At 66.5% G+C, this 12,434-nt stretch carries 11 protein-coding genes; all 11 read right to left on the bottom strand.

The window, feature by feature from the left end; translation table 11 throughout:
- Window positions 1-24: 24 nt before the first annotated feature.
- The 11 genes from QZ951_RS07795 to QZ951_RS07745 all read right to left on the bottom strand — a co-directional run bounded on the left by QZ951_RS07795 (window position 25) and on the right by QZ951_RS07745 (window position 12,369).
- Window positions 25-774, bottom strand: a complete 750-nt coding sequence (locus tag QZ951_RS07795; protein ID WP_292999975.1) for a response regulator transcription factor — start codon at window positions 772-774, stop codon at window positions 25-27.
- A gap of 10 nt (window positions 775-784) precedes the next feature.
- On the bottom strand, window positions 785-3,532 hold the full coding sequence (locus QZ951_RS07790) for a sensor histidine kinase KdpD (RefSeq protein ID WP_292999974.1): 2,748 nt from the start codon (window positions 3,530-3,532) through the stop codon (window positions 785-787).
- A 4-nt stretch (window positions 3,533-3,536) separates the two neighbouring features.
- On the bottom strand, window positions 3,537-4,880 hold the full coding sequence (locus QZ951_RS07785; protein ID WP_292999973.1) for a hemolysin family protein: 1,344 nt from the start codon (window positions 4,878-4,880) through the stop codon (window positions 3,537-3,539).
- Between the two features lie 114 nt (window positions 4,881-4,994).
- Window positions 4,995-5,573, bottom strand: a complete 579-nt coding sequence (kdpC, locus tag QZ951_RS07780; RefSeq protein WP_292999972.1) for a potassium-transporting ATPase subunit KdpC — start codon at window positions 5,571-5,573, stop codon at window positions 4,995-4,997.
- 48 nt (window positions 5,574-5,621) lie between these two features.
- The gene (kdpB, locus tag QZ951_RS07775) at window positions 5,622-7,664 is read right to left on the bottom strand and encodes a potassium-transporting ATPase subunit KdpB (protein ID WP_366943838.1); all 2,043 of its coding nucleotides are present in this window, start codon (window positions 7,662-7,664) and stop codon (window positions 5,622-5,624) included.
- A 111-nt stretch (window positions 7,665-7,775) separates the two neighbouring features.
- Window positions 7,776-9,503, bottom strand: coding sequence for a potassium-transporting ATPase subunit KdpA (kdpA, locus tag QZ951_RS07770; RefSeq protein ID WP_292999970.1), 1,728 nt, complete (start codon window positions 9,501-9,503; stop codon window positions 7,776-7,778).
- Complete coding sequence (locus QZ951_RS07765; protein ID WP_292999969.1) at window positions 9,500-9,592, bottom strand: potassium-transporting ATPase subunit F; 93 nt, start codon at window positions 9,590-9,592, stop codon at window positions 9,500-9,502. Before QZ951_RS07765 ends, kdpA begins: the two co-directional genes overlap by 4 nt.
- 395 nt (window positions 9,593-9,987) lie before the next feature.
- Window positions 9,988-10,602 (bottom strand): sterol desaturase family protein, encoded by a 615-nt coding sequence (locus QZ951_RS07760; RefSeq protein ID WP_292999968.1) that lies wholly within the window; start codon window positions 10,600-10,602, stop codon window positions 9,988-9,990.
- A 164-nt stretch (window positions 10,603-10,766) separates the two neighbouring features.
- Window positions 10,767-11,582 carry a S1/P1 nuclease gene (locus tag QZ951_RS07755; protein ID WP_292999967.1) on the bottom strand — a complete coding sequence of 272 codons (816 nt, stop codon included), beginning with the start codon at window positions 11,580-11,582 and terminating at the stop codon, window positions 10,767-10,769.
- A 2-nt stretch (window positions 11,583-11,584) separates the two neighbouring features.
- Window positions 11,585-11,767 carry a YegP family protein gene (locus QZ951_RS07750; protein ID WP_292999966.1) on the bottom strand — a complete coding sequence of 61 codons (183 nt, stop codon included), beginning with the start codon at window positions 11,765-11,767 and terminating at the stop codon, window positions 11,585-11,587.
- Window positions 11,768-11,859: 92 nt separating this feature from the next.
- Window positions 11,860-12,369, bottom strand: a complete 510-nt coding sequence (locus QZ951_RS07745; RefSeq protein WP_292999965.1) for a peptidylprolyl isomerase — start codon at window positions 12,367-12,369, stop codon at window positions 11,860-11,862.
- Window positions 12,370-12,434: the final 65 nt, after the last annotated feature.

The following is a 12,434-nucleotide window of genomic DNA, read 5'->3' as shown; positions in this document are numbered from 1 at the left end:
GCGCGGTCGCACGAGGGCGACCGATCAGCCGCGGAGCCGATACCCCACGCCCGGTTCGGTAACGATCAGCGACGGCTGCTCGGGGTTGTTTTCGAGCTTGGCGCGAAGCTGGCGGATGTAGACGCGGAGGTAGGCGACGTCGCCATCGGAATCCTGTCGCCAGACTTCGCGCAGCAGGTGTCGGTGGGTCAGCACCTTGCCGGCATGCAGGACCAGTTGCTGCAGGATTCCGTATTCCTTCGGCGAGAGCTTCACCTCCATGCCATCGCGAAGGACGATCCGCCGGACGAGATCGACGCTCAAGGCGCCGCTGACGAACAGTGGTTGCGTCCCCTGGCTTTGCATGCGGTGGCGAAGCGCAGCGCGTATGCGGGCGAGGAGTTCGTCGACGCTGAAGGGCTTGGTCACGTAGTCGTCGGCACCAGCATCGAGCGCACGAACCTTGCCGCGGTCGTCGGTACGGCTGGAGAGGACGATGATCGGGATCGCAAGCGAAGTCTCGACCGCAGGATCCGAGCGATCGCCGGAGCTGGCGCCGGACCGTTTCACCCGCCCGCCGCGTACGGCTTCGATCACCGCCTGTCCATCGCCATCCGGCAGGCCGAGGTCGAGCAGCATCAGGTCGGGTCGTTCTTGGCCAACCATCGACAGCGCTTCCGCGACGCTGCCCGCTTCGATCACCTGATAGTCGTTGACCTGCAGCGTGTTGCGCAGCAGGCGGCGGATCGGCGCTTCGTCGTCGACGATCAGGACCTTTCCCAGCGTCAGGCTCATGTTGCGCGGCTCATGGCGATGCCGGCTCATCGCGGTCGGGCGCGGTTTCGGCGATCAGGTCGGGCGAGAACTCGATCAGGAATTCGGCGCCTTGGGCCGGCTGGCCATCGGTGCGGTCGGAGCGGTTGCGGGCGTGGATGCGGCCGCCCATCGCGATGATGAAGCCGCGACAGATCGCGAGCCCCAGACCGGTGCCGGCGCGCGAACGGTCGGCGTCTTCACGCACGCGGTAGAACTTGTCGAAGATGCGGTCGAGGTCGGCAGCCGGAATGCCCGGGCCGTTGTCGCGCACGCTGATGACGATGCTGAAGCGATGACGGACGACGCCGATCTCGATCGTGCTGCCGGGCGGCGTGTACTTGGCCGCGTTGTCGAGCAGGTTGACCAGTACCTGATCCATCAGACCTTCGTCGAGCAGCAGCAGCGGCAGGTTCGCAGGGACGCTGAGCTTGACCTTGTGCGCCGCCAGCGCCACCTCGCTGCGGCGCAGGGCCCCGGCGATCAGATCGGCCAGATCGCAGGGTTCGCGCTGCGGCTCGAGCGCGCCGGCATCGAGCCGGGTCATGTCGAGCAGGTTGGCGACGTGGCGATTCAGACGCTCCGCTTCATCGGACGCCGTACCGAGCATGTCGCTGCGTGTCGCGCTGTCATAGCGATCGCCATAGCCGCGCAATGACGCCAGGGTGCCGATGATCGACGCCAGCGGCGTGCGCAGATCATGCGAGATCGAGGTCAGCAGCGAGGCGCGCAGCTTCTCGGTCTCGGCCAGCATGCGGGCCTGATCGACGTCCTTGGCCAGCCGGATGCGCTCGGTGGCGATGGCGGCGAGATCGACCAGCGCATCGAGCAGGCGCCGCTCGTCCGGATCGAGCCGGAAATTCGCGCCGGGACGGCTGACCCCGACGACCCCCAGCTTGCCCTGACCGGTCCGCAGCGGCAGGAACAGACGGCGGCCGCCGGGCAGGGTGTCGGTACCGCGTCCGGTCGGCTGGTTGTGGTTCCAGCACCAGGTGGCGGCAGCGAGATCGGCTTCGTCCAGCGCCGCACCGGCGGGCGCGCTGGCCATCGGCATCAAGGTGCCGGCGTTGTCCGGCAGCAGCAGCAGCGCTTCGACCTCGAGCATGTTCGCGATCTGGGCCGCGCTGGCGGCCATCAGCGTGTCGAGCTTGCGGATGCCGGCCAGCTTGCGGCTGAACGCGAGCAGGGCCGCCGTGGTGCGCGCCTGCTCGTGCGCCGTATCCGCCTGCTGGCGTTCGCGAGCGGTCAGCGTGCTGGTCAGCACGGCGGCCACGCAGAAGAACACGAGTGCCAGCACCTGTGCCGGATCGGCCACGGTGAAGGTGTACAGCGGCTCGATGAAGAAGAAGTTGTAGGACGCCGTGCTCGCGATCGACGCGAAGATCGATGCCGCCAGTCCATAGCGCGTGGCACTCCACAGCACGGCCGCCAGATAGATCAGCGAGATGTTCGGGATCTCGACCAGGGACAGCAACGCGCGGCCCACCACCGTCGCGGTGGCGACCATCACGGCGGTGGCGGTGTACGCCGTGACTTCGCGGCCCGGCGTGCGCCGTGGTTTCGGCGCGACGCGCTCGCCGTCATCGCTCGGTGCGGCGAGGGCTTCTTCGGCCAGGATGTGGATGTCGATGCCGGCCGCGTTCGCCATCAGATCGCGCACCACCGACCCGTGACGCCACTCGAACCAGCGGCTGCGCACCGACTTGCCGAGCAGAATCTGGGTGATGTTCTGGTCTCGCGCATAGGCCAGCAGGTCATCGCCGATGCGGCGCGTGCCAGGCAGGGTCAGGGTCTGCGCGCCGAGCGATTCGGCCAGCCGCAAGGTATCGGCAATGCGGGTCTGGGCCTTTTCGCCGAGCTGGCGCGTGCGCAGCGTCTCGATGTGCAGCGCGATCCACGGCGCGTTCATGCGATCGGCGACGCGCTTGGCGCGGCGCACCACTTCCGCCGCTGCGGGGGATTCGTTGACGCAGACCAGCAGGCGCTCGGCCGCAGCCCAGGGGCCGCGGATGGCATGGCTGCGCATGTAGCTGCGCATCTGGTCGTCGACGCGCTCGGCGGTGCGGCGCAGCGCCAGTTCGCGCAGCGCCGTGAGATTGCCGGGCTTGAACCAGTTCTTCAGCGCCGAGCGGGCCTGCGGCTCGGCGTAGACCTTGCCGTCGTTCAAGCGCTCGATCAGTTCCTGCGGCGTGAGGTCGACGATCTCGACCTCGTCGGCCGTGTCGAACACGCTGTCCGGCAAGGTTTCGCGGACACGCACGCGGGTGATGCGGGCCACGACATCGTTCAGGCTTTCGAGATGCTGAATGTTCAGTGTCGACCAGACGTCGATGCCGGCGGCGAGCAGCTCGGCCACGTCCTGATGCCGCTTCGGATGGCGCGAACCATCGGCATTGCTGTGCGCCAGTTCGTCGACCAGCGCGAGCTGCGGGCGGCGGGCGAGCAGCGCGTCGAGGTCCATCTCGTCGAGCGTGCGGCCCCGGTACGGCAGGCTGCGGCGCGGCAGCAGTTCCAGACCGGCGACCAGTGCCTGCGTCTCGCGCCGGCCATGGGTTTCGACCACGGCGACGACGACATCGACCCCTTCCTCGCGCTTGCGCTGCGCCGCCTTGAGCATCGCGCAGGTCTTGCCGACGCCGGGGGCAGCGCCGAGGAAGATTCGCAGCTTGCCGCGCGCATCGAGGCGGGAGCGTTCGAGCAGCGCCTCGGGCGACGGGCGTTCCGGCTCGTCGGCGCTCATGGGCTCAGGCCGCTGCTCGCCGCATGACCTTGATCCGCTCGATGCGCGGGCCGGTGACACGCTGCACGGTGATGTCGACATCGCCGATGCGGACGGCATCGCCGCGCACGGCGATGCGGTCCAGCTTCTGCATCACGAGGCCGGCGACGGTGTCGACCTCGTCGCTGCCGTCGATCTCGGCACCGAGCACGCGCTCCAGCCGGTAGACCGGCGTATCGCCGCGCAACAGCAGGCTGCCGTCGGCGAGATGGACGATGCGGCGATCGACCTGTCCGGCACGGCGCGGCTCGTACTCATCGACGATCTCGCCGAGCATCGCTTCCAGCACGTCTTCGAGCGTGACGAAGCCTTCCATCGTGCCTTCCATGTCTTCGACCAACGCCAGATGCGGCGCGCCCTGACGGAAGCGGCGCAGCACTTCGAGCGCCGGCGAGTCTTCGCGGAAGCGGTGGATGTCGCGAGCCAAGCGGCGCAGGCGCAGGCTGAAATCCTCGCCCGGCGCTTCCAGCAGCAGGTCCTTCACGTGGACCACGCCGATCACGGCGTCATCGTCATCGAGCAGCGGATAGCGGCTGTATCCGTATTTCTGCACGATGCGGCGAACCTCGGCGTGGCTGTGATCGGTGCTCAGCGACACCAGATCGCGGCGCGCCCGCATCAGGTCGCTGGCGACCAGATCCTGCAGTTCGAGCGTGTGCGCCAGCATGATGTTGAGGTTCGATTCCGGCTTGTCGCCAGCGGCATGGCTCAGATGCAGGATCATCTTGAGCTCGTCATGGGTGTAACTGTTGTCGCCGTGACCGCCGTGACCGCCGTTAGTGCCTTCGAGGCCGGCGGCCTTCAGCGCGACATTGGCGCTGCGGTTCAGCAGTTCGATTGCCGGGTACATCAGCCAGTAGAACGCGTACAGCGGTGTCGCCGTCCACAGCGACACGCCTTCCGGTCGACGGATCGCCATCGACTTCGGCGCCAGCTCGCCGATCACGATGTGCAGGAACGAGATCACCGAGAACGCGACGACGAACGAGATCGTGTGCACGGTCCGTTCGTTGTCGATGCCGACAATCGTCAGCAGCGGCTCCAGCAGCCCGGCAAACGCCGGCTCGCCGACCCAGCCCAGCCCCAGGCTGGACAGCGTGATGCCGAGCTGACAGGCCGACAGATAGGTATCGAGACGGCCATGCACCTTGCCGAGGATGCGGCCGCGCCAGCCGCTTTGCGTGCTCAGTTCCTGCGCCCGGGTCGAGCGCAGCTTCACCAGCGAGAATTCTGCGGCGACGAAAAAGCCGTTCAGCACCACCAGCGCGCAGGCCAGAGCGACCAGCAGCGCGTTGTCGAGAGGGGACATGAGTCCGCAAGGCATGCACCGATACCGGTGCCGGACGGAGTATATCGTTCATGTTCATCGCTTCCGCGCAGCCAAATCCGGCCTCGATCGGACGCCGATCGGGCGCTTTCCGGATCAGTGAATGGTCGGAAACAGCGTGTCCAGCGCCAGATTCAGCGCCAGCACGTTGACCACCGGCTCGCCCAGCAGCCCGAGCACCGGCACTTCGCGGTGCTTCTCGATCAGCGTGCGCAGCAGTTCCGCGTCGACGCTGCGGGCGCGGGCGATGCGTGGAATCTGGAACTCGGCGGCGGCGATCGACACGTGCGGATCGAGCCCGCTGCCGGACGCCGTGACCAGATCGACCGGAATCACGCGGTGCGGATTCTCGATGCGAAGTCTGTCGACGTCCGCCTTGACCCGTTCCAGCAGCGCCTTCGAGGTCGGGCCCAGATTCGAGCCGCTGCTGGACGAGGCGTTGTACGGCTCGGGACCGGTCGCCGACGGCCGGCCGTGGAAGTAGCCGGGGCTGGCGAACGATTGGCCGATCAGTTCCGAGCCGATCGTCTTGCCATCCAGCACAACGAGGCTGCCGTTGGCCTGATGTGGGAACAGCGCCTGTGCCACGCCGGTGATCGCCATCGGGTAGGCGACGCCGGTCAGGATCGTGAACAGGGTCAGCAGCACGAGGGCGGGGCGCAGGTGTTGCAGCATGGTTTTGCTCCTGGATTCGGTGTTCTGGAGGGTGGGTCGCGACCCGCTTTACGCCAGACCGAGCGCGGTGATCGCCAGATCGATCAGCTTGATGCCCACGAACGGTGCGATCAGCCCGCCGCCGCCGTAGATCGCGAGGTTCCGCGCCAGCAGTTGTCCGGCGCCAACCGCGCGGTACGCGACCCCGCGCAGCGCCAGCGGGATCAGCACGATGATGATCAGCGCGTTGAAGATGATCGCCGACAGGATCGCGCTCTGCGGGGTCGCCAAGCCCATCACGTTCAGCGCATCGAGCTGCGGATAGAACGAGGCGAACAGCGCCGGCACGATCGCGAAATACTTGGCGACGTCATTGGCGATCGAGAACGTGGTCAGCGCGCCGCGGGTCATCAGCAACTGCTTGCCGATGCCGACGATCTCGATCAGCTTGGTCGGATCGGAATCGAGATCGACCATGTTGCCGGCTTCACGGGCCGCGACGGTGCCGGTCTGCATCGCGACACCGACATCGGCCTGGGCAAGGGCTGGCGCGTCATTGGTGCCGTCGCCGCACATCGCGACCAGCCGGCCACCGGCCTGCTCCTTGCGGATCAGCGCCAGCTTGTCTTCGGGCGTTGCCTGCGCCAGGAAGTCATCGACACCGGCTTCGGCGGCGATCGCAGCGGCAGTCAGCGGGTTGTCACCGGTGATCATCACCGTGCGGATGCCCATGCGGCGCAGTTCGGCGAATCGCTCGCGGATGCCGCCCTTCACGATGTCCTTCAAGTGGATGACGCCGAGCACGCGTTCATCACGGACCACGGCCAGCGGCGTGCCGCCGACTCGGGCCACGCGCTCGGCGATCGATTTCAGCTCGGGCGGTACCGAGTGGCTCCCGGCGATCCGGGTCATGTAATCGACGACCGAATCGACGGCACCTTTGCGGATCTTCGAGATTCCGAGGTCGACGCCGGACATCCGCGTCTGCGCCGTGAACTGGATGAAGCTGGCGTTGGCCCCGGCCAGATCGCGCCCGCGCAGTCCGAACTTCTCCTTGGCCAGCACGACGACACTGCGACCTTCCGGCGTTTCGTCGGACAGGCTGGCGAGCTGTGCGGCTTCGGCCAGTTCGCGCTCGGTGACGCCGGGCACCGGGATGAACTCGCAGGCCTGACGATTGCCGAGCGTGATGGTGCCGGTCTTGTCGAGCAGCAGCGTGTCGACGTCACCCGCGGCTTCCACCGCACGACCCGACAGCGCCAGCACGTTGAAGCGCACCAGCCGGTTCATGCCGGCGATGCCGATTGCCGACAGCAATGCACCAATCGTGGTCGGGATCAGGGTCACGAACAGCGCGACCAGGACAATGACGGGGACATCGCCACCGGCATAGGCGGCGAAGCTCGGAATCGACGCCACCGCCAGCACGAAGATCAGGCTCAGGCCCGCCAGCAGGATGTTCAGCGCCAGCTCGTTCGGTGTCTTCTGGCGCGAAGCCCCTTCGACCAGCGCGATCATCCGGTCGAGAAAGCCCGAACCGGGTGCGGCGGTGACGCGGACGACGATGCGGTCGGACAGTACCCGCGTGCCGCCGGTCACGGCGGAGCGATCGCCACCGGCCTCGCGGATCACCGGGGCCGATTCGCCGGTGATCGCCGATTCGTCGATGGTGGCAATGCCTTCGATCACTTCGCCATCGGCCGGCACCAGATCGCCGGTTTCGGCCACCACGCAGTCGCCGGCTTTCAGTGCTGTGGCCGGCACCTTCAGCTCGTCGGTCATCGTGCCGTTCAGCTTGCGGGCGATGGTGTGGCTGCGGGTCTGGCGCAGGCTCGCGGCCTGGGCCTTGCCGCGACCTTCGGCCAGCGCTTCGGCGAAGTTCGCGAACAGCACGGTGAACCACAACCAGACGATCACCTGGCCGGAGAACAGCAAAGGCGCGCCAATGGCAGCATCCCGGACGAACAGCACGCTGGCCAGCAGCGACACGAGTGCGGTGATGAAGATCACCGGGTTCTTCGCGAGGCTCGCCGGATGCAGCTTGGCGAAGGTGTCGCGCAGCGCCGGGGCCAGCAGGGCCCGGGTGAACATCGGAGTGGCTTGGGTGTTCATTGCGATTGATCTCGAACGGTCATCGCGGCGAAAGCCGGGATCCAGAGCCAGCAAAGCGCGTTGTCTTCGACGCTGGATGCCGGCGTTCGCCGGCATGACGAGAGGGATGATTCAGAACGAGGAACCGGCGAGCATCGCCAGATGCTCGACCAGCGGCCCCAGCGCCAGCGCCGGGAAATAGGTCAGACCACCGACGATCAGCACGATCGCCACCAGCAGGCCGATGAACAGCGGGCCATCGGTCGGGAAGCTTCCGGAGGTCGCGGGCGATCGGGATTTGATCGCCAGCGAACCGGCCACTGCCAGCATCGGCACGATCACCGCGAAGCGGCCGATCAGCATCGCGGCGGCCAGGGTCAGGTTCCAGAACGGCGTATTCGCGGTGAGTCCTGCGAAGGCGCTGCCGTTGTTGCCGACGGCCGAGGCATAGGCGTACAGCATCTCGCTGAAGCCATGCGGACCGGCGTTGGCCAGGCCCTTCAACGCAACGGGTGACACGCTGGCCACGGCCAGGAAGCCGAGCAGCGCCAGCGGCATGCACAGGATCGCCAGCACCGTCAGCTTGATCTCGCGCGCCTCGATCTTCTTGCCGAGGTACTCCGGCGTGCGGCCGACCATGAGGCCTGCGATGAACAGCGCCACGATCGCGAACAGCAGCATCCCGTACAGGCCGGCACCGACGCCGCCGAACACCACTTCGCCGAGCAGGATGTTGACCAGCGGCACAGCGCCGCCGAGCGGCGTGTAGCTGTCGTGCATCGAGTTCACCGCACCACAGGAGGCATCGGTGGTGACGGTCGCGAACAAGGTCGAGGCGGCGATGCCGAAGCGCGCTTCCTTGCCTTCCATGTTGCCGCCCGACTGCACGAGGCTCATCTGCTGATCGACACCGATTGCGCTCAGCGCCGGGTTGCCCTGGCTTTCAGCCCACAGCGTCGCGCCGGCGCCGGCGATGAACAGCACCGCCATCGCCGTATAGATCGCCCAGCCCTGCAGCTCGTTCTTCACCGCGCGGCCGAAGGTATTGGTCAGCGCCGCACTGATCAGAAAGATCGCCAACATCTGCACGAAGTTGCTGAGTGCCGTCGGGTTCTCGAACGGATGCGCGGCGTTGGCATTGAAGAAGCCGCCACCGTTGGTGCCGAGCATCTTGATCGCGACTTGCGAGGCGACCGGCCCTTGCGCGATCAGCTGCTTCGCACCCTCCAGCGTGGTCGCTTCGCTCGCGCCGACGAAGTTCTGCGGCATGCCTTGCCAGACGAGGTACAGCGCCATCGGGATCGACAGCGGCAGCAGCACGTAGAGTGTGGCGCGAGTCAGGTCGACCCAGAAGTTGCCCAGGCCCTTGCCCTTCTCGCGCGCGAAGCCACGAATCAGCGCGATCGCCAGCGCGATGCCGGTGGCCGCCGACAGGAAGTTCTGCACCGCCAGCCCGACCATCTGGGTGAACAGCGACATCGTCGATTCGCCGCCGTAGCTCTGCCAGTTGGTGTTGGTGACGAAGCTGATCGCAGTGTTCAGGCTCAGGTCGCCGCTCAGTGCGCCGTAGCCGAGCGGATTCAGCGGCAGCAGGCCCTGCAATTGCTGGATCGCGAACAGCAGCAGGAATCCGCCGAGGCTGAACACGAGCATTGCGACGGCGTAGTCCGTCCACGGCTGGTCTTCATCGGCGCGCACGCCGGCCAGCGCATGGAAGCCACGCTCGACCGGGCCGAGCACTGGCGACAGGAGCGTGCGTTCACCGTCGAACACCCGCTGCAGATAGCCACCGAGCGGGCGCGTCAGCACCGTCAGCAGCAGCAGGAAAACGACGATCAGCAGCCAGCCTTCGATCGTCACTGGAATTTCTCCGGCTTCAGCAGTGCGTAGCCGAGATAGGCCAGCAGCACGATCACGGCGAAGCCGCCGAGCAGGTGATCAAGCGTCATGGCCCGGCTCAGATGCGATCGCAGAACGTGACGTACGCGATCAGCACGACAAAGCCGAGAACGCCGAGACAGCCGAGCAGGATGGCCATGGCGAAACCAATGACGCTGGAACATTCCAGCCCGCACATTGGGCGCCCGGTGACCGTTGGGATTCGAGAGGGAACGGCCGCCGGAAAAATAAGAAAACCGTAAAGATTTCGGGTTCAGCCGGTGGCCAGTGATCGCTGCAGCGGTCAGCCCCGGCAAGCAAACCGTCGCAAGTCCGGCTTCAGCCGGACTGCGCCCCAACGTCAAGGGTCCGTGCAACCCTGCGGATGCCGAACCGGCAAGTTGCTTCGGGCCACAAAAAACCCGGCGCGGGGCCGGGTTCGTTGGTGTTGCGTGTCAGTTGCTGCTCAAGCGCGCTGGGTCCGCATGATGACGTCCCACAGCGGGCTCGACACGCCGTAGCCGGTCGCGCCGCTGACGAAATGGTGCTGCATATGGTTTTTCTTCAGCGTCTTGAACAGCGGGTGCTCGAACGCGTGGTGATGCAGCGCGTAGTGCAGGGTGTCATAGACGACGTAGCCGAGGATGAAGCCGCTGAACACGCCTTTCAGCGTGGCATCGGCAAACACGAGGCCGAACAGGCACCAGAAGCCATACGCGAGCGGCACGCTGACCGACGGCGGCATCACCAGCCGCAGCGCGTCGTTCGGGTGATCGTGATGGACGCCGTGCCAGATGAAGTGCAGGCGCTCGCCGATCTTGCCCGGCGGCGTCCAATGGAACAGGAAGCGATGCAGGAAGTATTCGGTCGCGGTCCAGATCGCCAGACCGCCGGCGAAACACGCGAGCCACAAGCCGACGCCCAGACCGTCGCGAACCGCGGTGATCGACATCCAGGCGAACACCGGCAGGAAAATCGCCATCGGCACCCAGTACGGAATCTTCGACAGCGCTTCCATCCAGTCCGCCTCGAACATGCGGATGGACTCGTCGCTGCGGCGGCGCACGGGGCGGGCGCTCATCGCGCGGAACTCCGGACAGCGTGGAAACGGCAGACAGGCATGGCGGCAAGACCCGGTCGCATCACGTCGGACGCCCGTGACGGTGAAAGAATTGTTGCAATTCTAGGCCAATTCGCGGACCCGCTTGCAGGCGAAGCCGTTCGGGAACTGCCGCGCATTGCCGATCAGCCCGGGAACAGCGCGTTCAGCAGCGCGGCCAGACGCAAGCCCGCGAGGTTCAGGCGCTCGTCGACGGTCGGCTGCCAGCGCGTCAGATACTCCGGGCCGGGTTTGGCATTGGCCGGATAGAAGCCGTCGCTCGCGACGATCGCACAGGATTCCAGCGCCCAGTCGAGGCCATCGAGCGTCTTCAGGTCGACATACGCCGCTTTCGGGGCCAGCCGCAGCACGTAGCGCCGCCAGTCCGGCTCGGTGCTGGCGATCAGCCCGGAATCCCACAGCGCGTGCAGGTTGCTGCCGGCGCCCGCCCACTGCAGCTGCACGGTGTTGCCGCCACGGTCCTCGCCGAGCCCGGCATGCAGCGGCTGGTGCACGTCGCCGGCAAAGTGGACGAGGTTCTTCAGCGCCACATTGCGTTCGGCCGGCGTGGCGCCGCTGTATCGGAGCGTGGCGATCGACTGTTCGATGCCGCCGATCACGCAGCGGCCATCCGGGCAATCGCGCTTCGGCGTGAACTGGCAGGTGCCCCGCGGGAAATTGACGTAGTGGAGCGGACCGGTTTCCTTGGTCCGAACCTCGTCGGCCCAGCTCGAGACGCCGGCCAGCGTCGGTTCCGGCTCGCCGGCCAGCAGCAGATTGACCGACGATGCCGCCGCCGGCGTCAGATGATCCGCGGCGATCTGCGCCACGATCCGGTGGCCGTCCTTGCCCCAGGCGAAGCTGCCGGGGGAGACGATCAGCGAACACACCGCCAGCGCTGCGCCGATGATGCGGCGCCCGATACGGTGCTCGAGGCGATTCGGCACAGCGCTGACGGGCATGCTCAGGCGTCCGTCTGGTCGTCGAACTTGGCATCCGCCGCGTTCTTGCGCACCGATTCGATGCCGTTCAGCGCCGATTCCTTGCTCGCATACATCTGCGACGAGGCAATGACCTGCCCGTTGCTGGCCTTCAGGTTGAAATGAAACTTGCCGCTGTCCGTCTTCTTCAGTTCGAACGTGCCCATCGCACCTCTCCTTTTCTCGCTGCGGGATTGAACCTCGGGGTTTCAGCCGCCGCCGGTCCAACCCGGCGACGGCACGGCATCGGCGCGCAGGTTCAGACGCGCGCGAGCTTGGTGATCACGACCGGCGTCACCGGCACGTCCTGCCCGAACGGACGGATGCGCCCGGTCGGCGTGGTGCCGATCTTGTCGAGCACGTCGAGCCCGGCGGTCAGCTTGCCGAACACGGCGTAGCCCCACTGGCCCGGCTTGCCGTCGAGGAAGCCGTTGTCGGCGTGGTTGATGAAGAACTGGCTCGTGGCCGAGTGCGGATCGCTGGTGCGGGCCATCGCGATCGTGCCGCGCAGGTTCTTCAGGCCGTTGTTGCACTCGTTCTCGATCGGCTTGCCGTTCTTCTTCTCGGCGTAGTCCGGGGCGCTGTAGCCGCCGCCCTGGATCATGAAATCCTTGATCACGCGGTGGAACGCGAGACCGTCGTAGTGGCCGGCATCGACATAGGCCAGGAAGTTCGCGACCGTCTTCGGCGCCTTGGCGGCATCGAGTTCGATCGTCATGTCGCCGAGGCTGGTCTGCATCAGCACGGAGACGGTTGCGGCATCGCTCATCAGGGTTTCTCGCTTGTTGTTCTGGGGGTTCAGGTGGCGCGATTCTAAGCGGCCGGGCGGGGCAC

Source organism: Nevskia sp., from assembly GCF_021732705.1.
GTDB lineage: Bacteria > Pseudomonadota > Gammaproteobacteria > Nevskiales > Nevskiaceae > Nevskia.
This window is presented reverse-complemented; position numbering and strand designations above follow the sequence as displayed.

What these genes read in the sequence shown, in the direction of transcription:
- kdpC (WP_292999972.1), bottom strand. Translation starts at nt 5,573, where the DNA reads ATGCTGCAACACCTGCGCCCCGCCCTCGTGCTGCTGACCCTGTTCACG.
- kdpB (WP_366943838.1), bottom strand. Translation starts at nt 7,664, where the DNA reads ATGAACACCCAAGCCACTCCGATGTTCACCCGGGCCCTGCTGGCCCCG.
- QZ951_RS07795 (WP_292999975.1), bottom strand. Translation starts at nt 774, where the DNA reads ATGAGCCTGACGCTGGGAAAGGTCCTGATCGTCGACGACGAAGCGCCG.
- QZ951_RS07745 (WP_292999965.1), bottom strand. Translation starts at nt 12,369, where the DNA reads ATGAGCGATGCCGCAACCGTCTCCGTGCTGATGCAGACCAGCCTCGGC.
- QZ951_RS07750 (WP_292999966.1), bottom strand. Translation starts at nt 11,767, where the DNA reads ATGGGCACGTTCGAACTGAAGAAGACGGACAGCGGCAAGTTTCATTTC.
- QZ951_RS07760 (WP_292999968.1), bottom strand. Translation starts at nt 10,602, where the DNA reads ATGAGCGCCCGCCCCGTGCGCCGCCGCAGCGACGAGTCCATCCGCATG.
- QZ951_RS07765 (WP_292999969.1), bottom strand. Translation starts at nt 9,592, where the DNA reads ATGACGCTTGATCACCTGCTCGGCGGCTTCGCCGTGATCGTGCTGCTG.
- QZ951_RS07755 (WP_292999967.1), bottom strand. Translation starts at nt 11,582, where the DNA reads ATGCCCGTCAGCGCTGTGCCGAATCGCCTCGAGCACCGTATCGGGCGC.
- QZ951_RS07785 (WP_292999973.1), bottom strand. Translation starts at nt 4,880, where the DNA reads ATGTCCCCTCTCGACAACGCGCTGCTGGTCGCTCTGGCCTGCGCGCTG.
- QZ951_RS07790 (WP_292999974.1), bottom strand. Translation starts at nt 3,532, where the DNA reads ATGAGCGCCGACGAGCCGGAACGCCCGTCGCCCGAGGCGCTGCTCGAA.